The organism is Cupriavidus sp. CP313 (genome assembly GCF_054072015.1).
Genome location: NZ_JBSVZB010000001.1, coordinates 101,017 through 120,851, shown reverse-complemented (window position 1 = coordinate 120,851; position 19,835 = coordinate 101,017). Strand labels below are relative to the sequence as shown.

Sequence of the window (19,835 nt, the reverse complement as noted above, 5' to 3'; positions counted from 1 at the left end):
TCATGATGCACATGACCGGTAATCCCTTCTCTGCGGCTGCGGCTGCGGGAGCGCGCGCGCTGCGCACGCTGGTGGCGGCCGCGGCCCTGTCCCTGGGCCTGCCGGCGATGGCCCAGCAGGTCTTCCCGAGCCCTGACGCGGCCGCCGAGGCGCTGGGCGATGCCATCGCGCGCAGCGACGGCGACGCCCTGCAGCGCGTGCTGGGCAAGCAATACCAGTCGCTGGTGCCGGAGGGCTCCATCGACCGGGACGACGTCTACGAATTCCTTGGCGCCTGGGCGCGCCACCATGCCGTGCAGCCCGATGGCGAGCGCCGCGCGCTGATCGCGGTCGGGCAGAGCGGATGGACATTCCCCGTGCCGCTGGCGAAGCAGAAGGACGGCTGGCAGTTCGACCTGCGTGCCGGCCAGCAGGAAGTGCGCCGCCGCCGACTCGGCCGCAATGAACTGGTGACGATGGAAACGCTGCTGCAGCTGGCCGATGCCCAGCAGCGCTACGCGGAGCAGGTGGGGCAGGGGCGCCCCGCAACCCAGTTGATCAGCGCGCCGGGCAAGACCAACGGCCTGTACTGGCCCGCGGCCATCGAGCAGGACGCCAGCCCGATCGGCCCCGATGCGCTGGCGATGGGCCCGGAAACGCCCGCCGCAGACGCTTTCTACGGCTACCACTACCGGATCCTGCCGCCGGCCAAGGGCAGCGGCGCCAAGTACGGCCTGATTGCCTGGCCGGCCCGCTATGGCGATACCGGCGTGCACACCTTCATGCTCGGCAGCGACCGTGTGTTCTATGAGCGCGACCTCGGGCCCGGCACGGCATCGCGCGCCAAGACCATCCGCAGTTTCTCGCCGGCCGGCTGGCAGCGCGTCGCGGACCGCTGAGCCCTCAGCCCCTGCGCCCCGGCCAGCCGCCTAGGCCAGCCGGGGTTCGCCGAACTCCCCGCCGTAGGCTTCTGATCTGGCCGCCGCCTGGCGCGGGGCCGGATCCAGGTCGGCATAGACCGAGGCCAGCCCGTCGCGGTCGATGATGCGCAGGTGCCGCTGGCGCACCGAGATCAGCCCGACCGAGGCAAATCGCGACAGCATCCTCGACACCGTTTCCAGGGTCAGCCCGAGCAGGCTGGCGATGTCCGTGCGCGACATGGCCAGCGTCAGCGCGCCGTCGCGGTTGCCGTCGCGGCGCGCCTGCTCGCCGGCCAGGTCGAGCAGCAGCATGGCCAGGCGCTGCGGCGCCTTCATCGATCCCACCGCCACCAGCAGCACGCGTTCGCGCTCGGCATTGCGGCGCATCGCTTCCAGCACCGTTTCACGGAATGGGGCGGCCTGCATGAGCGTGCGCAGGGATTCGACCGATACCGCACAAACCACCGCATCCTGCAACGCGATGGCACCAGTCCCGTGGACCGGGCCTTCGTGCGGCTCAAGCCCCAGCACATCGCCGGGCAGCGAAAAACCCGTTACCTGCCGCCAGCCCAGCGGCGATTCATAGACCTGCTTGGCGCTGCCATGGCGCAGGGGGTAGACCGTCAGCGCAGGGCGGCCCTGGCGGAATACAGGCTCGCCCGTGCGCAGCTCTACCCGCTCCGGCAGCAGCGCCATCGGCGCGTGCGACAGGGGGGCTTGCGCACCGGCGTTGTGGCAAACGTGGCGAAAGAGGCAGAGCAGGCAGGCTGGGGCGCCGCTGTCCGGCATGGTGTCATTGTCCTCCGGTGGCGATGGCCAAGTATAAAACGCCGGCAACGCAAGCCATCTCGCTGCGATCTGCATTCTTTCGTATTGCTAATTTAAAAATTTCGCATCGCGGGGGCGAGACTCGTTGCGTTTGTGCCATAACGGCGGGGGCACGCCGGCGGGCGTCATGCTGATTGTGATATGCTGCAACGCAACAATAAAGGTGTAGGGGGAGATTCCGTCACACGACCAGGAGTCCTCATGACCAAAAGCCTTGCCGCTGACTGGCATGCGCAGATCCGGCGACTGAGCCGAGCGCACGCACGCACGGAAGCCCAGGTGAAGTCCTGGCTGGACCGCATGGATTCGCTGAATCCGCTCACACCGGCTCGGCCTGCCGGCCCGCCGGGCAAAGTCCGGCCCGCCCGGCCGGCACCCGCGCCGGGTTCCCTGCCTGGTACCTGGCAGGCGCACAGGCTGCGCCTGGCGCCGCTGCCGGGCGAACTGGTGCCGCAACTCGCGTATCACCTCTACATACCGTCCAAGGCCCATCGCGGCCCGTTGCCGGTGGTGGTGGTGCTGCATGGCTGCCGCCAGACGCCGGATGACCTGTCGGCCGGCACCCGCATGAATGCACTGGCCGAGCGCGAGGGATTTATCGTGGCCTACCCGCAACAGCCCTTGCGGCGCCAGGTGCAGCGCTGCTGGCAGTGGTTCGACCTGGGCGCTGCCGAGGGCGGACGCGAGGCGCAGGCGGTGGCCGCGCTGATCGATACGCTGGCTGCGCGCCACGACGTGCGCGAGCGCGAGATCTACCTGGCCGGCATGTCCGCCGGCGCGGCCATGGCGGCGGTGGTGGCGTTGCGCTACCCGGGCAAGGTGGCGGCCGCGGCCCTGCATTCCGGCGTGGTCATCGGCGCGGCCGACAACCCGCGCGCCGGCCTGCGGGCGATGCAGCAGGGCTCGGCGGCCGATCTGTCATGGCTGCTGGATGCCGCCGGCGTGACGCCGGGCGGTCCCGAGATGCCCGCGCTGGTGATCCACGGCCTGGCCGACGATGCCGTGCATCCGGTCAATGGCCGTCTGCTGGCGCGGCAGTTCCTGGCTTACAACGGCCTGGAAGACCGGCTCGCCGGTACGCCCGCGCAGTCCAGCCCGGAGGACGAACCGCCGGGCCGGTCCCATGAATACCGCTTCGGCCGCTGGCGCCGCGACCTGGTGACGCTGGTGGAAGTGGAGGGCCTGGGCCACGCCTGGAGCGGCGGCGACGCCAGCTATGGCTACCACAGCGATATCGGCCCGGATGCCAGCACGATGATGTGGCAGTTCTTCAGCCAGCACCGGCGCTGAAGTCCGGCAGCACAAATGCGCATGAAGCGCGCATGAAAAAAGGGAGGGCGCCTGCCCTCCCTTTTTCTTTGCAGCAGCAGCGTCACCCGCGCGAGCGGTCCTTGACGAACAGCGCGGTCACCATGCCCAGCACGCACAGCGCGACCACATAGTGCGCCGGCGCCAGCGGATCCTGCTTCAGCATCAGCGTGACGACCATCGGCGTCAGCCCGCCGAAGATCGCATACGACACGTTGTACGAGAATGACAGGCCCGAGAAGCGCACCTGCGCCGGGAACGCATTGACCAGCACGAACGGCACCGCGCCGATGGTGCCGACCAGGAAGCCGGCCAGCGCATAGAGCGGCAGCAGCAGGTCGGGGCGGGTGAAGATCGTGGTGTAGAACATGTAGGCGCAGATGGCCAGCAGCAGGCCGCCGAAGAACAGCGTGCGGCGCGCGCCGATGCGGTCGGCCAGCGCGCCGGAGACGACGCAGCCGACCGTCAGGCACAGCGTGGCAACGCTGTTGGCGACCAGCGCCGTGCGCGCGTCAAAGCCGTACAGCTTCTGCAGGAAGGTGGGCGTCATCAGGATCACCACCACGATGCCGGCCGACAGCATCCAGGTCAGCAGCATCGATACCGCGACACTGCCGCGGTGGTTGCGCACCACCGACTTCAGCGGCATTTCAGCGGCCAGCGCCTTGCGCTTCTGCAGTTCGGCGAAGACCGGCGTCTCATGCAGCCAGCGCCGCAGGTACATCGAGGCGATGCCGAATACGCCGCCGATCAGGAACGGCACGCGCCAGCCGTAGTCGGCCAGCTCGGCCGGGGTGAAGACGCTGTTGATGCCGGTGGCGACCAGCGAACCCAGCAGGATGCCGGCAGTCAGCCCCGCGGTCAGCGTGCCGCAGGCATAGCCGACATGGCGCGCCGGCACGTGCTCGGATACGAACACCCAGGCGCCAGGCACTTCGCCGCCCACGGCCGCGCCTTGCAGGATGCGCAGCACCAGCAGCAGCACCGGCGCGGCCAGGCCGATCGACTGGTAGGTGGGCATCAGGCCCATCAGCAGCGTGGGCACCGACATCAGCAGGATCGACAGCGTGAACATCTTCTTGCGGCCGAGCAGGTCGCCGAAGTGCGCCATGATGATCCCGCCCAGCGGCCGGGCCAGGTAGCCGGCCGCGAAAATGCCGAAGGTCTGCAACTGGCGCAGCCAGTCCGGCACCGACGGCGGGAAGAACAGCTGCCCGATGACCGTCGCGAAAAATACGAAGATGATGAAGTCGTAGAACTCAAGGGCGCCGCCAAGCGCGGCAAGGGCAAGGGTCTTGTAATCCTGGCCGGTCAGCGGGCGCGCGCTGGCTCGCGGCGCGCCGACATCTGCGGCGGTACTGCTGGTGGTAGACATGAATGGACTCGCATGGAAGGGATCGCATGCGAAGCGCGCAGCACGGAATACGTGATGGGTGTGGCCGGAGGGTACAGCGCAGGGGAGGCAGGCACGATGTGGCGGGTAAGCCGCAGGCTTGCGACGAAACGCTTCGCAAAGGACGTAAAGATACCAGATCGGCCCATGCGGCGTTGAGGGGTCAATTCTGATTTCTTTGCTTTGTCCGAAAGCGTTGCCATAATGTCGGAAAATGTGAAATCCGGGGCACAAACCATCGTGCAGCGCCGGAATGCGGGGTCAGATCTTCTGGAACGACATGGCTTTCAAGCAATCCATCCAGGCAGTGGCTGCCACGCCACGCGGTCGGCTGGCGACGCGAGTCGCCGGCGGCGTGGTCGCGGCGCTCGCGGTGTTTGGGCTGGCGGGGTATTTTGGCGGCCCGCCGCTGCTCAAATACCTGATTGAAAAGAACGCGACCGAGGCGCTGGGGCGCAAGGTCACGCTGGGCAAGGCCCACGTGCGCCCGTTCGAGCTGGCGGCCACGCTGACGGACCTCACTATCTATGAGCGCGACGGCAAGACCCCCGCGCTGACGCTGGGCGAGGCCGAGGCCAATACCTCGCTGGCCTCGGTCTGGCACCTGGCGCCGGTGGTGGACAACCTGCATGTCGACCGGCTGGCCGTGCACGTGGTGCGCGGCGCCGACGGCCGCCTGAGCCTGGCCGATGTCCAGGACAAGTTCGCGGCCATGCCGCCCAAGCCGGCCGATGCCAAGCCGGCGCGCTTTTCGGTCAACAACATCGCGGTCACCGGCAGCAGCTTCAGCTATGACGACAAGCTGCTCGGTTCCAGCCTGCGCATCGACCACCTGACGCTGACCCTGCCGTTCCTGTCGAACCTGCCGCATGACGTCGAGATCGTGACGCGGCCCACGCTGAGCGCTCAGGTCAACGGCACGCCGCTGGCGCTGGACGGCGAGGTGCTGCCGTTTGCCGATTCGCGCCAGACCCGGATCAACGTCAACCTTGACGGCCTGGAGGTCGCGCGGCTGATGGCGTTCGCGCCGCCGCTGCGCGATGCCGAGGTCAAATCGGGCAAGCTCGATACGCGCCTGACCGTGGCCTTCCGCCAGCAGAAGGACACGCAGGAGATGCTGGTGATGGGCACGGCTGCGTTGCGCGATGCCGAGGTCGTCACGCGCGCCGGCAAGCCGCTGGTCAAGAGCGGCCGCCTGGCGGTGGATATCGGCAAGCTCGAGCCGCTGGCCCACCGCGCGCAGCTGCGCAGCGTGGAGATCGAGGGGCTCGGCGTGGAAGCCGCGCGGCGCGCGGATGGCTCGCTGAACCTGGCCACGGCGTTCCTGCCGCAGGCGGTCAGCAAATCCACGGATGGCGTGGCGCCCGCGCCGGCGGCTGCCCCTGCTGCCGCACCGGCGCCGGCCTCGGCGCCCGCAGCGGCCGCCGCCTCGGGTGTGCAGGCGGCGCCGGCCAAGGCGGCGCCAAAAGACGTGCCGTGGCGCTACGCGGTCGACCGCATCGTCGTCAAGCAGGCCCGGCTGGGGTTTGAAGATGCGCTGGCACCGTCGGGCCCGGGCAAGCTTGCACTCGGCACGCTCGATGCCGAGGTCAAGGGCTTTGCCGGCACCGACGGCGACAAGCCGGCCAGGATCGAGGCCACGCTGGCCGTGGCCGACGGCCAGACCCTGACCCATACCGGCGACCTGCTGCTGCGCGACGGCACGCTGGCCGGCACGCTGGAAACCACCGGCCTGCGGCCGCAGGGGTTTGCCGCATGGTGGCCGCGCGAGCTGCGCAGCCAGTTCGGCTCGACCGCGGTCAATGCCGAACTGAACTACCGCATGTCGTGGGGCACGCCGCAGTTCCAGTTCGTGCTGGAAAAATCGCGGCTGGAACTGGCGCCGCTCTATGTGGCCACGCGCGATCCGGTGACGATGCCGGTTTCGGCCGCCGCACGCGATGCCGATGCCAGCGCAACACCCGCCGGCAACGACAATGCCGCCCCGCGCACCGCACGCCGCGCGCGTGAGCGCGCCGCCGACCGCGAGGGCGCCAACCTGCCGCTGCTGCAGGCTGAAAAGCTGGTGCTGGACGATATCCAGTTCGACCTGGCCAAACAGACCTTCGCTACCAGCCAGGTCACCCTGGCCAAGCCGCAGATCGCTGCCACGCGCGACCATCACGGCGAGCTGATCGAGATGGCGCGGCTGTGGGCCGCCGAGTCGGCACAGCAGGCGCGCGCCACGCCGCGCCGGAATGGAGCGGCCGCTGCAACCGCCGCCAACGGCAAGCCAGCGGGTGGCGGCTGGAAGGCAGACATCGGCAAGGTCACGGTGGAAGGCGGCAGCGCCCGCCTGGCTGACTACCAGCCGGCCGGGGCCAACCGCGGCCGCCCGGTGATCCACGAGTTCCGCAATATCGCGCTGAGTACCGGTGCCGTCGCCTGGCCGCTGACGCCGGCGGCGGTGCCGCTCAAGCTGCATGCCGAATCCGGTCGTCGCGGCGTGATCGGCGTCGATGGCACGGTGTTGCCAGCCGTCCCTGCCAGCCGGCTGCAGCTGGACCTGCGCGAGGTGGAGGTGCGCCCGCTGCAGCCCTACCTGGCTGACCGCTTCAACGCCGCCCTGCGCACCGGCACGCTGACGGTAAAGGGCAAGCTCAATGTCGATGCGCCAACCGGCAAGCCCATCGCCGCGCAGTTCAGCGGCAACGTGCAAACCGGCAACGTGCGCACGGTGGACCGCGTCAGCGGCGACGACTTCCTGCGCTGGCGCTCGCTGGCGGTGTCGGGCATCGACTTTGCCATGGACGAGAGCAAGGGGCCGATGCGCGTGAGCCTGGGCAATATCGCGCTGTCTGACTTCTATGCCCGCGTGATCCTGAACGCCAACGGCCGCCTGAACCTGCAGGACGTGATGGCCGGCGGCGCCGCGAAGGGCGAGGCAGCGCCGTCCACCAGCCTGACGCAGGCCAGCCCGGCATCGGCGCCGGCAACGCCGCCGGTGCAGACCGGCGCTACGCGCACGGCCCAGGTCGAGCAGAAGCCGGGCGGGCCCAAGCCGCAGGTGCGCATCGGCGGGGTGTCGCTCGAGAAGGGCAACATCAATTTCTCGGACTTCTTCGTCAAGCCCAACTACACGGCCAACCTGACCGGCATGCAGGGCAAGGTGTCCAAGGTGTCGTCGGGCGACCCCACGCCGGCCGACCTGGTGCTGGATGGCCGCATCGACGACGATGCGCCGGTCAATATCAGCGGCAAGCTCAATCCGCTGGGTGAGCAGCTGTTCCTGGACATTGCCGCCAAGGCCTCGGGCGTGGAACTGACGCGGCTCACGCCGTATGCGGCCAAGTACGCCGGCTACCCGATCACCAAGGGCAAGCTGACAGTGGACGTGGCCTACAAGATCGAGAACGGGAAGCTCGATGCGAGCAACCACCTGTTCCTGGACCAGCTCACCTTCGGCGAGCGCGTCGACAGCCCGGATGCGACCAAGCTGCCGGTGCTGCTGGCGGTGTCGCTGCTGAAGGACCGCAACGGTGTGATCGACGTGAACCTGCCGGTGTCGGGCTCGTTGTCGGATCCGGAGTTCAGCATCGGCGGCGTGATCGTGCGCGTGATCGTCAACCTGCTGACCAAGGCGATCACGTCGCCGTTCTCGCTGATCGCCTCGGCCTTTGGCGGCGGCGGGGGCGAGGAGCTGGGCTATGTCGAGTTCGCGCCCGGCACCGCGACGCTGACGCCGGCGGCCAAGGACAAGATCGCCAAGCTGGGCCAGGCGCTCAATGACAGGCCGTCGCTGCGGCTGGAAATCAGCGGCCGCATCGACCCGGCCACCGACGAGGCCGGCGCGCGCCGCGCGTGGCTGGATGCGCGCGTGGCCGAGCAGAAGCGGCGCGACCAGCGCGACAGCGCACAGGCAGGCGGCGAGGCCGGCAACGACGAAGCCGGCGAGCAGGGCTCCGAGATCAAGGTTTCGAAACAGGAATACCCGAAGTACCTGGAGCAGGTCTACAAGCGCACTTCCATGAAGAAGCCGCGCAATTTCGTCGGCTTCACCAAATCCCTGCCGCCCGAGGAAATGGAAAAGATGCTGATGGCCAACGCCACGGTCACCGAGGCCGACCTGAAGCGCCTGGCCGAGCAACGCGCACTGGTGGTCAAGCAGTCGCTCGAACGCGAGGGCAAGGTGCCGGAGAGCCGGCTGTTCCTGACCGCGCCCAAGCTCAGCGCCGAGGGTATCAAGGACAAGGGCGCGCCCAACCGCGTGGACTTTTCCATCCGTGGGTAGCCCGGGTGGCGGGGGGGGGGGGGGGGGGGGGAAAGCAGGGNTTTCATCGGTTTCCCCCCCGCCACAGGCCCTACCCGGAAAACCGGTATGATTCGGCCCGGACAATCCGTTCCATAGCCGATTCAGGAGTGTGTTTTGCAGCAGGATCAAATGGAAGCCGCCGTCGCCTACAAGACCTGGGTGTGCGTGATCTGCGGCTGGGTCTACGACGAAGAACAGGGCTGGCCGGAAGACGGCATCGCCCCCGGCACGCGCTGGGAAGACATCCCCGAGGACTGGCGCTGCCCGGAATGCGACGTCGGCAAGGCCGAATTCGCCATGATCGAGCTGTAACGCCGCAGGCACTTCCCTGTCCGGCTGAGCCTTGCAGGCTCAGCCCTGGGCTTGCGCCAGCATGGCAGCAAGCAGCACATTGGCGCCCGCCTCTAGGTGCTCGGGCCTGGCGTCCTCGATCTCGTTATGGCTGATGCCGTCCTTGCACGGCACGAAGATCATTGCCGTCGGCGCCACCCTGGCCAGGTAGACCGCGTCGTGGCCCGCGCCGGTGACGATGTCGCAATGCGTGTAGCCACGCGCCGCGGCCGCCTGCCGGACATGCGCCACAAGCTCGGGCGCGAAGGGCGTCGGCTCGAACCGCTGGATCGCTTCGACTTCCACCGCCAGCGCGGCACCTGTCGTGCTGCCGCTGGCCAGCGCCGCGCACGCTGCGCGCAGCCTTGCTTCCATCTGGTCAAGCTGGCCGCCATCGAGATGGCGAAGGTCGACGCTGAATTGCACCCGCCCCGGGATGACGTTGCGTGAAGACGGGTGGACATCGACCACCCCGACCGTCCCCCGGCCATGGGGGGCAAAGTCGTTCGCGATCTTCGTCACTTCCTGGAACAGGAACGACGCGCCATGCAGGGCGTCCCGGCGCAGCGCCATGGGGGTGGGGCCGGCATGCGCCTCCATGCCCGTCACCGTGACGTCATACCAGCGCAGGCCAAGCGACCCCGTCACCACGCCGATAACCTTGTCCTCGGCCTCGAGGATCGGGCCTTGCTCGATATGCGCCTCGAAGTACGCGCCAACCTTGTGGCCGACCGGCGCGTTGCCCGCATAGCCGATCGCCGCGAGTTCGCCGGCAACGGACTTGCCGGCGTTGTCCGTCGCCGTCAACGCGGTGGCTTCGGGGAAAACGCCGGCAAACACGCCCGATCCCATCATCACCGGCACGAAGCGCGCGCCTTCCTCATTGGTCCAGATCGCCAGTTCCAGCGGCGCCTCGGTGGTCACGCCGTGCTGGTTGAGCGTGCGCATGACTTCCAGCCCGGCCATGACGCCATAGCATCCGTCGAACTTGCCGCCGGTGGGCTGGGTGTCGATATGGCTGCCGGTCGTGACCGGGGCAAGCGCGTCGTTGCGGCCCGCCCGGCGCCCGAAGATATTGCCCACGCGGTCGATGCGCACCGTCATGCCGGCCTCGCGCATCCAGCCGGTGACGAGGTCGCGCGCCTGCCCGTCCAGCGCGGTCAGTGCCAGGCGCGCATTGCCGCCCCTGGGCGTGGCGCCGATCTGCGCCAGTGCCATCAGCGCTTGCCACAGGCGTTCGCCATTGATCGTGATTGCGTTCATAAGCCCGTCCCTGAGTGTTGGATGCCGCCGAAGAAGGCCCTCGCATTGGCGGCGAGCGAATCGAGGTGGTAGCCGCCCTCCTGCACGATCAGCGTGGGCAGGCCCAGCGCGGCAACGGCGCGGCCGAGGCGGCCGAAGCCTTCGGTGGACACGTCCACCAGCGACTGCGGATCCTCGCGGTAGATGTCGAAGCCAAGCGACAGCACCAGCGCGTCTGCCTGGAAGCGTTCGATGGCGCCGCGCGCCGTGTCCAGCTTGTCGAAGAAGACGGACTCGGGCGAACGGTGCGGCATCGGCAGGTTGAGGTTGTGGCCGGCGCCTGCGCCGCGGCCGTGCTCATCGTCGAAGCCCGCGACCACCGGATAGAAATTGGTCGGGTCGCCGTGGATCGACACGTAGAGCACATCGGCCCGGTCGTAGAAGATCTCCTGGATGCCCTGGCCGTGGTGCATGTCGGTATCGAGGATGGCCACGCGGCCAAAGCGCGCGCGCAGGGCCTGTGCGGCGATCGCCGCATTGTTCAGGTAGCAGAAGCCGCCCGCCGCGTCGCGCCGGGCATGATGGCCCGGCGGCCGGCACAAGGCGTAGGCGCGGCGTTCGCCGTCCAGCAGCGCCCGGGCGCCGGCCACCGCGCTCTGCGCCGACCAGTAGGCCGAGCGCCAGGTGTTCAGGCCCACCGGGCAGCTGCCGTCGGCAAGATAGCGCGCGGCCTGCGCCAGCACGCCGCGCAGGGCGTTGGGCTCGCGCACGAAGATATTGGACATGACCTCGTCGCCCCAGTCCTCCGGCAGCTCGCGCCAGCTGGCATGGGCGTCCTGCAGGAACTGCAGGTAAGGCTGGTCGTGCACGGCGGCGAGCGGCGCGAGGCCGAGGTCAGCGGGGGCGTGGAGCGCGAAGCCAAGCGCCTCTGCCGCCTGCACCAGCCGCTGCGCCCGCGCGGGCAGTTCCTGCGGCGAGCGCATCTTGCCGCGCGAGTAGTAGCTCTGCGGATGGTGCAGCAATTGCTCGGGATGGAAGAACGTCAGCATGGAGTTTGCAATGTCTGTGGAAAGCCGTCAGGCCTGCGCGGCTTGCCCGGCGGGTTGTTGTTGCTGGCGCTGGCGTGCATCGATGCCGGCGATGCACAGCAGCGACACGCCGGCCAGCAAGGTGTAGAACACCGCCAGCGGCCACCATTGGCCCTGGAAGCGCTGCGCGAGGATGGTCCCCACCAGCGGTGTCAGCCCGCCCGCCACCGCGCCGCAGACCTGGTAGGACAAAGAGATCGCCGAGTAGCGCACGCGCGTTTCGAAGACGCCGCTGACAAAGCCCGCGATCACCGAATAGAAGCTCGCCATGCACACCACCGCCAGCGCGATGCCGAGCACGATGGCCGGCGCCTGGCGCGTCTGCACCAGCAGGAACATCGGATAGGGTGAAGCCATGGCCAGCAGCGCGGCCAGCTTGAGGAAGCGCGCGCCGCCAAGCTTCTCTGCCAGCCAGGCGGCCAGCGGCTGCACCAGGAACTGGATGATGGCGACGGCGAACAGGCAGTCGAGAATCAGCGTCCTGGACAGCGACAGATATTGCGTGGTGTAGGCAATCATGAAGGTGTTGGTGAAGTACACCCCCGCAATGCCGATGGTATTGGCGCCGATGCACAGCAGCACCGGCACGCGGGCCGTGCGCCAGACCTCGGCAATCGGCAGCTTGGCGGTCTTGCGCTGCGCCTGCACCTGCGCGAACTCGGGCGATTCATTCACGCCCAGCCGGATTGCCACGCCCACCAGCAGCAGCGCCGCGCTGGCCAGGAATGGCAGGCGCCAGCCCCAGTCCATGAACACGTCGTGCTCCATTGACGTCACCGCGCGGAAAGCCAGCAGCGACAGGATCAGGCCGGCCGGGCTGCCGAGCTGCGCGAACGAGGCGAAGAAAGTGCGGCGGCCCCTGGGGGCGTGCTCGCCCGCCATCAGCACCGCGCCGCCCCATTCGCCGCCCACGGCGATGCCCTGCACCACGCGCAGCAGCACCAGCAGCACCGGCGCGATGGCGCCCGCGGTGGCGTAGGTCGGCAGCAGGCCGATGCCGATGGTGGCCACGCCCATCATCATGAGCGTGATCATCAGCGCCTTCTTGCGGCCGATGCGGTCGCCCCAGTGGCCGAACACGATGCCGCCGAGCGGACGGGCAAAGAAGCCGACCGCGAAGGTGCCGAATGACGCCAGCGTGCTCAGGAAGGGATCGCCGCCGGGAAAGAACAGCGGGCCGAACACCAGCGCGGCGGCGGTGGCGTAGATGTAGAAGTCGTACCACTCGATCATGGTGCCGACAAAGGCGGCCGTAGCGGCGCGCACGGGCTGGCGCGTGCCGGAAGGGGACACTTGCATGGACTGGCTCCTCACTATGTTTGTGCCGCTGCATCAGGGGCAGCTGTGGGAGGAGTTATCGCCCGTTGACAAACATCAGTCAAATTTCTAATATTTATTTTTAATATAACTTGAATTTATATGGTGGCGTGATGGAGCGTTCTGCCCTGGACCGGGCCCTGCTGACCGACCGGCTCGACTGGAACCTGCTGCGCACCTTCCTGACCATCGTCCACGAGCGCAGCCTGAGCCGCGCTGCGGTGCGGCTGCATATCACCCAGCCGGCGGTGAGCCTGGCCTTGCGCCGGCTCGAAGAGCATCTGGGACACACGCTGATCGAGCGGCGCGGCAGCAATTTCCGCCTGACCCGGGCCGGCGAAGAGGTGCTGCGCATCGCCACCGACGTCTATGGCAGCGTGGCGCGGCTGGGGGCGGAACTGGCGGAGCAGCACGATGAAGTCAGCGGCCTGCTGCGGCTGCTGACCGTGAGCCGGATCCATTCCGGCGTCTATGACGAATGCCTGGCCGCCTTCCATCGGCAGCATCCGCGCGTCACGCTGCAGGTGGACGTGATGCGCAGCACCGAGATCGCAGACGCCCTTGCGCAGAAGGCTGCCGGCGTGGGCCTGAGCCTGTACCGGCAGTCGGGCCGGCAGTCGGGCGACAGGCTTGAGCACATGCTCTTCCTGCGCCAGCGCTACGCCATCTTCTGCGGGCGCCATCACCGGTTGTTCGGAAGCACCGGGCTGGCCATTGCCGACCTGCTGACCGAGAACTTCGTGTCGTTCAGCAGCGACCAGCTTGGCGACGTGCTGGCGCCATTGGCCGTATTCCGTGACCAGCACGGTTTTTCGGGCCGCATCGTCGCGACCTCGCCCAGCCTCGATGAAATCCGGCGGCTGGTGTTCGCGGGCTATGGCATTGGCTGCCTGCCGGAACACATCGTGGCCGACGATGTCGCCCAGCAACGGCTGTGGCGCCTGCCGCCCGAAGAGGGCGTGGCCGATATCGACATGTACCTGCTGTGGAATCCGGAGCGGCGCCAGACGCCGGCCGAGGCGGCGTTCCTCGAGCACTTCCGGCACTACGTGGCGCGCTATTCGCTGATGGAGCGGCTGGGGGAGTCAGTGAACGCGCCGCTGGCGGCGTTGCGCGCGCCGACGGCGTGACGGGCTATTGCCCGGTTCGCGTGCCGGGCAATGGTGCAAGAGGGGGCATTGTTGCTGCTAGCCGGGCCGTCGCAGCGTATGCCGGCACAGCCCCGCGCGTTGCCGTTGTGCAGCGCAGCGCCGGTAGCGCATCCGGTACGGATGGCTGCAGCGCCAGATGGCCCGCAAGACGGTAATGAACAGCAGCGCCGCCATGACAGCAGCGAGCAGGCCGATCGACATAACGGCCCTCCTCCCCAAAAACCGTCTGTCCGACCTCTGGGGGTCAGATCAGCAGCGGTAATGCCTCTAGCACCAACACCGCAACCAGTGCGCCGATCAGGGCGCCCATGGTCCGGCAACTGATGCGCAGGTATTTGGCGGTCACCGGGATCGAACCCATGGCGATCACGCCTACCAGCGCCATCGGAATCAGGAATACAAGATCATGCGCGTTGAAGTGCATGGCGGTCTCCTGTCTCTCTCTTTTGTGATTCCAGTATAGGCAGTGTGTGGCCGATGCACGGCTGCTTGCATCGGGATTGTCCCGAACCCGGGCGATGCGGATGCCACCCAGGTATCGATGCGCGCACATAGGGCCGTTCAGGCGTTGCGCTGCGTACGCATGCCCCACGTTTTTCGCCATGCGAACCCCGAAGCGGGAAACACGTGTCCTATGCTGATCAGAGACGCGGGGCCCCGTTCCCATTCAAGTCCAATGCCCCGCAGACCGAGAGAGACGGAGGTGGCTATGGAACTTCACATGCAATCGCACCACTACGTGCGGCGGCAGCCGGACTGGACCGCGGCAGCGGTTTCGGGGCTGGCGGCCGGGGCGTTGCTGCTGGTGCTGGAGCTGTTCTGGTCGTCGATGGTGTCGGGCGTGAACCCGTGGATCGCCACGCGCATGATCGCCGGGATCCTGATGGGCCAGGACGTGCTGCAGAGCGCAACGTTCACCGTCGGCACGGTGGCCGCGGCTCTGATGATCCATTTCGTGCTGGGCGCCGTGCTGGGCATGATCCTGGCGGCCATCATCGCGCCATTTACGCTGGATTCGAGCCTGGGCATGGCAATGCTGGCGGGCGCCGTGTTTGGCCTGGTGGTGTACTTCTTCAATTTCTATGTGATGACGCGGGCCTTCCACTGGTTTGTCGAGGTGCGCGGATGGCATACGTTTATCGGGCACCTGATTTTCGGGATGGCCGCGGCGGCATGCTACTGGAAGCTGGAGAGCAAGGACGTATCGCACTGACATCGCATCGGGGCAGGGCGCGGCGAGCGCCCGCACATGACGGTTGCGTTGCGCGCGCCAGCCCCTGGGCGGGTACGCGCGCAAGGCCTGCGGCGGCCGGAATCAAGGGTTCCCGCCGCCGCTTTTTCTCGCGCTGCGCGCTTGTGCAGTGCGACACCAATGCATTGGCATGTCGCCTTGCAGTGACCTGACGGCATGCACTAGTCTTATGTCTACCTGCGTGACTTGAGCATCCCTCGCCGCGCGCGAGGAGGAGGGTGGATATGGCGTTGGCCATCGCACTCGTAGTCATGGTCGTCGCTTCGGTGCTCTTCCATTTCCTGAGCCCGTGGTGGGCGACCCCGCTGGCGTCCAACTGGAAGCAGATGGACGACACGCTGACCATTACCCTCGTCATCACCGGCATTTTCTTCATCGGCATCAACCTGTTTGTCGGCTACATCGTCTGGCGCTACCGGCATGAGGCGCCGCATCCCAATGGCGGCACCGGCCACCGCGCGTCCTACCACCCGGAGAACAGCAAGCTCGAACTGTGGCTGATCGCCGGCACCACGCTGGGCGTGGTGGCATTGCTGGCGCCGGGCCTGTTCGTCTACGCCGACTACGTGCGCCCGCCGCGCGACGCGATGGTGATGGAAGTGGTGGGGCAGCAGTGGTCCTGGGCCTTCCGCTTTCCCGGCAAGAGCGGCCAGCTGGGTGCGTCCGATCCGCGCTTTGTCACCGGCGCGAATCCGCTCGGGCTGGACCCCGACGATCCGCGCGGCCTGGACAATATCGTGATCGTCGGCCCGGAGGTGCACCTGCCGCTGAACAAGCCGGTCAAGGTGTTGTTGCGCTCCAAGGACGTGCTGCATGACTTCTATGTGCCGCCGTTCCGCGCGCGCATGAACATGGTGCCGGGCATGGTGACATCGTTCTGGTTCACGCCGACGCAGACGGGCCGCTTCGACGTCCTGTGCGCGCAGCTGTGCGGCGTGGGGCACTACAACATGCGCGGCACGGTGGTGGTGGAAGAACCGGCTGCGTACGAGGCATGGCTGGCGAAGCAGCAGACCTTTGCCATGACGCTGGCGAAGGCCGCGGCACCGCCGGCGGCAATGGCCGCTGCCGCACCCGGCGCCGCGGGCGACGCCGGCACTGTCGAGAAGGGCCGCGCGCTGGCGCAGAGCAAGGGCTGCGTCGGCTGCCACAGCATCGACGGCAATCCGGGCGTGGGGCCGACCTGGAAGGGCCTGTACGGCAAGACCGAGACCTTTGCCGACGGCAGCAGCGCCAAGGTGGACGATGCCTTCCTGCACCAGGAGATCATCGACCCGCATGCGCGCCTGGTCAAAGGCTTCGGGCCGGTGATGCCGAAGTTGCCGATGAGCGAGGACGAGGTCGCGGCGCTGACCGCCTATATCAAGTCGGCCGGCAGCGGCGCGGCGGAAGCTGGCATGGTGGCGCCGGTAGCGCCCGCGGACGTGCCCGCCGGCCCGGCTGCCGCAACCAGCGCCGCCACCACGGCAACCGCTGGCTCTGGCGCGCCCGCTGCCACGCCCGGGGCCGCGTCCGGCACCTATACGACTTCGACGGCCGTGGCCGTGCCGCCCTCGGCGGCGCCCGCGCCCGCCAGGAAGTGAGGAGACCCGCATGGCTTACGCCGACGATGCCGCCCATCACGCGCCGCAGAGCTTCTGGACCCGCTATGTCTGGAGCCAGGACCACAAGGTGATCGCCGTGCAGTACACCATCGTGGCGATCGTGGTGGGGCTGGTGGGCGTGGCGCTGTCCAACCTGATGCGCATGCAGCTCGGCTTCCCGGGGCGCTTCGAGTTCATCGACGCCAACCGCTACTACCAGTTCGTCACCATGCACGGCATGATCATGGTGATCTACCTGCTGACCGCGCTGTTCCTCGGCGGCTTCGGCAACTACCTGATCCCGCTGATGGTGGGGGCGCGCGACATGGTGTTCCCCTTCCTCAACATGCTCAGCTTCTGGGTCTACCTGCTGTCGGTGATCGTGCTGCTGACCAGCTTCTTCGTGCCCGGCGGGCCCACCGGCGCGGGCTGGACGCTATATCCGCCGCAGGCCATCCTGCCCGGCACCCCAGGCCATGACTGGGGCATCATCCTGATGCTGGTGTCGCTGGCGATCTTTATCGTCGCGGCCACCATGGGCGGCCTCAACTACGTCACCACCGTGCTGCAGGCGCGCACGGAAGGGATGACGCTGCTGCGCATGCCGCTGTCGGTGTGGGGCATCTTCATGGCCACCATCCTGGCGCTGCTGGCGTTCCCGGCGCTGTTCGTGTCGGCGGTGATGATGCTGCTGGACAAGACCCTCGGCACCAGCTTTTTCATGCCGGCGATGGTGTCGATGGGGCAGCAGCTGCAGTACAAGGGCGGCAGCCCGTTGCTGTTCCAGCACCTGTTCTGGTTCTTCGGCCACCCCGAGGTATATATCGTCGCGCTGCCGGCCTTCGGCATCGTCTCTGACCTGGTCAGCGTGCATTCGCGCAAGAGCATCTTCGGCTACCGCACCATGGTGTGGGCGATCCTGGCGATCGGGGTGCTGTCGGTGGTGGTGTGGGCGCACCACATGTTCGTCAGCGGGATGAACCCGTACTTCGGCTTCTTCTTTGCCACCACCACGCTGATCATCGCCATCCCCACCGCGATCAAGGTCTACAACTGGGTCATCACGCTATGGCGCGGCGATATCCATTTCACCGTGCCGATGCTGTTCGCGATCGCGTTCATCAGCACCTTCGTCATCGGCGGCCTGACCGGGCTGTTCCTGGGCAATGTCAGCGTGGATATCCCGCTGTCCAACACTTACTTCGTGGTGGCGCACTTCCACATGGTGATGGGCGTGTCGCCGATCCTGGTGGTGTTCGGCGGCCTCTACCACTGGTACCCGAAGGTCACGGGCCGGATGCTGGACGACAACATGGGCCGGATCCATTTCTGGGTCACCTTCGTCGGCACCTACGCTATCTTCTTCCCGATGCACTACCTGGGCGTGCTGGGCATGCCGCGCCGCTACTACGCCTATGAGAACTACGCCTTTATCCCGGAATCGGCGCATGTGATGAACATGTACATCTCGGTGGCCGCTTTCATCGTCGCCACGGCGCAGCTGCTCTTTGTCTTCAACCTGGTGTGGAGCCTGTGGCATGGCCGCAAGGCCGACGCCAACCCGTGGCGCTCCGCCTCGCTGGAATGGCAGACGCCGCAGACGCCGCCCGTGCACGGCAACTGGGGGCCGCATCTGCCGGTGGTGTACCGCTGGGCCTATGCCTACAGCGTGCCGGGCGCGCGCGAGGACTTTATCGCGCAGAACGCGCCGCCGGAAGAGGGCGGGGCCGAGCCTGAACCGCATGCCAGCCGCGGAGCCGTCGCATGAACGCCGAAGCCCTGTACAAGGTCAGCCGCGACGATTTCGGCGGCAACCCGTCCGACGAGAATGCCGCCAACCACCGGCCGCGCGGGCGTGCCCCCGCAAGCATCGGCCTGTGGGTGTTCATGGGCGTGGTGACCTCGCTGTTTGCGCTGTTCCTGACCGCCTATGCGCTGCGCATGGACAGCCCGGACTGGCACCGCATCGGGCTGCCCTGGCAGGTGTGGCTGTCCACCGCGCTGCTGGCCGCGGGCAGCGTGGCGATGGCGGTGGCGTCGCGCGCCGCGGGCCAGGGCGAGATGGCCGTGGCCAGGCAGGCGCTGCGCCTGGGCGGTCTGGGCGCGGCCGGTTTCGTCGCCTCGCAGCTGTGGGCCTGGCAGGCACTGGGCGCGATGCAGGTGATGCCTGCCGGCAATCCGGCCGGCAGCTTCTTCTACCTGCTGACCGCGATGCACGGCCTGCACGTGCTGGGAGGCCTGGCCGGCTGGGGCTTTGCCATGTCGTCACGCGGCAGCGGCGAGTCCGCGGTGCTGCGCATGCGGCTGTGCGCGCGTTACTGGCATTTCCTGCTGGCGGTGTGGGTGGTGCTGCTGGCGGCGCTGGGGTGGCTTACGCCCGAACTGGTGCGCTATATCTGCGGCACGGCCTAGCGGCGGCGGCAGCAAGGAGGACCGGCATGTCAACGCAACTGTCTTCACCATCGGGCACACCCGGCGTGGCGCCTGCGCCCCAGGTGGGCGGCGTGCGCGGCCTGCTGGCCGACTGGTCGTCAGACCAGCAGGCCTTCAAGGTGTCGTGGGGCAAGGCGATGATGTGGATCTTCCTGCTGTCCGACACCTTTATCTTCAGCTGTTTCCTGACCGGCTACATGACCGTGCGCATGTCGACCACGGTGCCGTGGCCCAATCCCAGCGAGGTGTTCGCACTGCACGTGGGCGGCGCCGACATCCCGTTGCTGCTGATCGCCATCATGACCTTCGTGCTGATCAGCAGCAGCGGCACCATGGCGATGGCGGTCAACTTTGCCTACCGGCGCGCGCGCCGTGAGTGCGCGCTGCTGATGTTCGTCACCGCGCTGTTCGGCGTGATGTTCGTCGGCATGCAGGCCTTCGAATGGACCAAGCTGATCGTGGACGAGGGCGTGCGCCCGTGGACCAACCCGATGGGGGCGGCGCAGTTCGGCTCGACCTTCTTCATGATCACGGGCTTCCACGGCCTGCATGTGTCGTGCGGCGTGGTGTACCTGCTGATCGTGGCCACGCGCGTGCTGCGCGGACGCTACGAGGCCACCGGCAACTACCAGATCGTGGAGATCGCGGGCCTGTACTGGCACTTCGTCGACCTGGTCTGGGTGTTTATCTTTGCGTTGTTCTATCTCTGGTGAGGGCGGC

At 67.6% G+C, this 19,835-nt stretch carries 17 protein-coding genes; 10 read left to right on the top strand and 7 right to left on the bottom strand.

Annotation, left to right across the window (positions count from 1 at the left end; genetic code table 11):
* Positions 1–2: 2 nt before the first annotated feature.
* Complete coding sequence (locus ACW4E8_RS00545; protein WP_456802732.1) at positions 3–878, top strand: DUF2950 domain-containing protein; 876 nt, start codon at positions 3–5, stop codon at positions 876–878.
* A 30-nt stretch (positions 879–908) separates the two neighbouring features.
* On the opposite strand, the gene ACW4E8_RS00540 is transcribed toward ACW4E8_RS00545, so the two are convergent.
* Positions 909–1,688, bottom strand: a complete 780-nt coding sequence (locus ACW4E8_RS00540) for a Crp/Fnr family transcriptional regulator (RefSeq protein ID WP_456802731.1) — start codon at positions 1,686–1,688, stop codon at positions 909–911.
* A 240-nt stretch (positions 1,689–1,928) separates the two neighbouring features.
* Between ACW4E8_RS00540 and ACW4E8_RS00535 the strand changes: the two genes are divergently transcribed.
* Entirely contained in the window at positions 1,929–3,017 is a 1,089-nt protein-coding gene (locus tag ACW4E8_RS00535; protein ID WP_456802730.1) for an extracellular catalytic domain type 1 short-chain-length polyhydroxyalkanoate depolymerase, read from the top strand.
* Positions 3,018–3,099: 82 nt separating this feature from the next.
* Here the strand turns inward: ACW4E8_RS00535 and ACW4E8_RS00530 are convergent, their stop codons facing one another.
* Positions 3,100–4,410, bottom strand: a complete 1,311-nt coding sequence (locus tag ACW4E8_RS00530) for an MFS transporter (RefSeq protein ID WP_456802729.1) — start codon at positions 4,408–4,410, stop codon at positions 3,100–3,102.
* 271 nt (positions 4,411–4,681) lie between these two features.
* Here ACW4E8_RS00530 and ACW4E8_RS00525 point away from each other — a divergent pair, with 271 nt between their 5' ends.
* On the top strand, positions 4,682–8,698 hold the full coding sequence (locus ACW4E8_RS00525; RefSeq protein WP_456802728.1) for a DUF748 domain-containing protein: 4,017 nt from the start codon (positions 4,682–4,684) through the stop codon (positions 8,696–8,698).
* A gap of 150 nt (positions 8,699–8,848) precedes the next feature.
* Entirely contained in the window at positions 8,849–9,031 is a 183-nt protein-coding gene (locus ACW4E8_RS00520) for a rubredoxin (RefSeq protein ID WP_010811065.1), read from the top strand.
* A gap of 39 nt (positions 9,032–9,070) precedes the next feature.
* On the opposite strand, the gene ACW4E8_RS00515 is transcribed toward ACW4E8_RS00520, so the two are convergent.
* Genes ACW4E8_RS00515 through ACW4E8_RS00505 form a run of 3 tightly spaced genes read right to left on the bottom strand, consistent with a single transcriptional unit; the run spans position 9,071 to position 12,678 of the window.
* Positions 9,071–10,312 (bottom strand): Zn-dependent hydrolase, encoded by a 1,242-nt coding sequence (locus ACW4E8_RS00515; RefSeq protein WP_456802727.1) that lies wholly within the window; start codon positions 10,310–10,312, stop codon positions 9,071–9,073.
* Positions 10,309–11,340 carry a histone deacetylase family protein gene (locus ACW4E8_RS00510; RefSeq protein ID WP_456802726.1) on the bottom strand — a complete coding sequence of 344 codons (1,032 nt, stop codon included), beginning with the start codon at positions 11,338–11,340 and terminating at the stop codon, positions 10,309–10,311. The genes ACW4E8_RS00515 and ACW4E8_RS00510 overlap by 4 nt, the downstream gene beginning before the upstream one ends.
* Positions 11,341–11,367: 27 nt before the next feature.
* Positions 11,368–12,678 carry an MFS transporter gene (locus tag ACW4E8_RS00505; RefSeq protein WP_456802725.1) on the bottom strand — a complete coding sequence of 437 codons (1,311 nt, stop codon included), beginning with the start codon at positions 12,676–12,678 and terminating at the stop codon, positions 11,368–11,370.
* Positions 12,679–12,809: 131 nt separating this feature from the next.
* On the opposite strand from ACW4E8_RS00505, the gene ACW4E8_RS00500 reads away from it, so the two are divergent.
* Positions 12,810–13,826, top strand: coding sequence for a LysR family transcriptional regulator (locus ACW4E8_RS00500; RefSeq protein ID WP_456802724.1), 1,017 nt, complete (start codon positions 12,810–12,812; stop codon positions 13,824–13,826).
* A 57-nt stretch (positions 13,827–13,883) separates the two neighbouring features.
* Here ACW4E8_RS00500 and ACW4E8_RS00495 read toward each other — a convergent pair whose 3' ends face one another.
* A complete protein-coding gene (locus ACW4E8_RS00495; protein ID WP_456802723.1) occupies positions 13,884–14,048 on the bottom strand; it encodes a hypothetical protein in 165 nt (54 codons plus the stop codon).
* Between the two features lie 43 nt (positions 14,049–14,091).
* Positions 14,092–14,271, bottom strand: a complete 180-nt coding sequence (locus ACW4E8_RS00490; RefSeq protein WP_035824179.1) for a hypothetical protein — start codon at positions 14,269–14,271, stop codon at positions 14,092–14,094.
* Between the two features lie 285 nt (positions 14,272–14,556).
* On the opposite strand from ACW4E8_RS00490, the gene ACW4E8_RS00485 reads away from it, so the two are divergent.
* The 5 genes from ACW4E8_RS00485 to ACW4E8_RS00465 all read left to right on the top strand — a co-directional run bounded on the left by ACW4E8_RS00485 (position 14,557) and on the right by ACW4E8_RS00465 (position 19,828).
* Positions 14,557–15,060, top strand: a complete 504-nt coding sequence (locus ACW4E8_RS00485; RefSeq protein WP_456802722.1) for a hypothetical protein — start codon at positions 14,557–14,559, stop codon at positions 15,058–15,060.
* A 263-nt stretch (positions 15,061–15,323) separates the two neighbouring features.
* Entirely contained in the window at positions 15,324–16,682 is a 1,359-nt protein-coding gene (locus ACW4E8_RS00480; protein ID WP_456802721.1) for a cytochrome c oxidase subunit II, read from the top strand.
* A gap of 10 nt (positions 16,683–16,692) precedes the next feature.
* Entirely contained in the window at positions 16,693–18,450 is a 1,758-nt protein-coding gene (gene ctaD, locus ACW4E8_RS00475; protein WP_456802720.1) for a cytochrome c oxidase subunit I, read from the top strand.
* Complete coding sequence (locus ACW4E8_RS00470; RefSeq protein WP_456802719.1) at positions 18,447–19,094, top strand: bb3-type cytochrome oxidase subunit III; 648 nt, start codon at positions 18,447–18,449, stop codon at positions 19,092–19,094. The genes ctaD and ACW4E8_RS00470 overlap by 4 nt, the downstream gene beginning before the upstream one ends.
* Before the next feature lie 26 nt (positions 19,095–19,120).
* Entirely contained in the window at positions 19,121–19,828 is a 708-nt protein-coding gene (locus ACW4E8_RS00465) for a heme-copper oxidase subunit III family protein (protein WP_456802718.1), read from the top strand.
* The last annotated feature ends 7 nt before the right edge of the window (positions 19,829–19,835 follow it).

What these genes read in the sequence shown, in the direction of transcription:
- ACW4E8_RS00520 (WP_010811065.1), top strand. Translation starts at nt 8,849, where the DNA reads ATGGAAGCCGCCGTCGCCTACAAGACCTGGGTGTGCGTGATCTGCGGC.
- ACW4E8_RS00465 (WP_456802718.1), top strand. Translation starts at nt 19,121, where the DNA reads ATGTCAACGCAACTGTCTTCACCATCGGGCACACCCGGCGTGGCGCCT.
- ACW4E8_RS00540 (WP_456802731.1), bottom strand. Translation starts at nt 1,688, where the DNA reads ATGCCGGACAGCGGCGCCCCAGCCTGCCTGCTCTGCCTCTTTCGCCAC.
- ACW4E8_RS00505 (WP_456802725.1), bottom strand. Translation starts at nt 12,678, where the DNA reads ATGCAAGTGTCCCCTTCCGGCACGCGCCAGCCCGTGCGCGCCGCTACG.
- ACW4E8_RS00530 (WP_456802729.1), bottom strand. Translation starts at nt 4,410, where the DNA reads ATGTCTACCACCAGCAGTACCGCCGCAGATGTCGGCGCGCCGCGAGCC.
- ctaD (WP_456802720.1), top strand. Translation starts at nt 16,693, where the DNA reads ATGGCTTACGCCGACGATGCCGCCCATCACGCGCCGCAGAGCTTCTGG.
- ACW4E8_RS00470 (WP_456802719.1), top strand. Translation starts at nt 18,447, where the DNA reads ATGAACGCCGAAGCCCTGTACAAGGTCAGCCGCGACGATTTCGGCGGC.
- ACW4E8_RS00495 (WP_456802723.1), bottom strand. Translation starts at nt 14,048, where the DNA reads ATGTCGATCGGCCTGCTCGCTGCTGTCATGGCGGCGCTGCTGTTCATT.
- ACW4E8_RS00500 (WP_456802724.1), top strand. Translation starts at nt 12,810, where the DNA reads ATGGAGCGTTCTGCCCTGGACCGGGCCCTGCTGACCGACCGGCTCGAC.
- ACW4E8_RS00490 (WP_035824179.1), bottom strand. Translation starts at nt 14,271, where the DNA reads ATGCACTTCAACGCGCATGATCTTGTATTCCTGATTCCGATGGCGCTG.
- ACW4E8_RS00515 (WP_456802727.1), bottom strand. Translation starts at nt 10,312, where the DNA reads ATGAACGCAATCACGATCAATGGCGAACGCCTGTGGCAAGCGCTGATG.
- ACW4E8_RS00485 (WP_456802722.1), top strand. Translation starts at nt 14,557, where the DNA reads ATGGAACTTCACATGCAATCGCACCACTACGTGCGGCGGCAGCCGGAC.
- ACW4E8_RS00510 (WP_456802726.1), bottom strand. Translation starts at nt 11,340, where the DNA reads ATGCTGACGTTCTTCCATCCCGAGCAATTGCTGCACCATCCGCAGAGC.
- ACW4E8_RS00545 (WP_456802732.1), top strand. Translation starts at nt 3, where the DNA reads ATGATGCACATGACCGGTAATCCCTTCTCTGCGGCTGCGGCTGCGGGA.
- ACW4E8_RS00480 (WP_456802721.1), top strand. Translation starts at nt 15,324, where the DNA reads ATGGCGTTGGCCATCGCACTCGTAGTCATGGTCGTCGCTTCGGTGCTC.
- ACW4E8_RS00525 (WP_456802728.1), top strand. Translation starts at nt 4,682, where the DNA reads ATGCGGGGTCAGATCTTCTGGAACGACATGGCTTTCAAGCAATCCATC.
- ACW4E8_RS00535 (WP_456802730.1), top strand. Translation starts at nt 1,929, where the DNA reads ATGACCAAAAGCCTTGCCGCTGACTGGCATGCGCAGATCCGGCGACTG.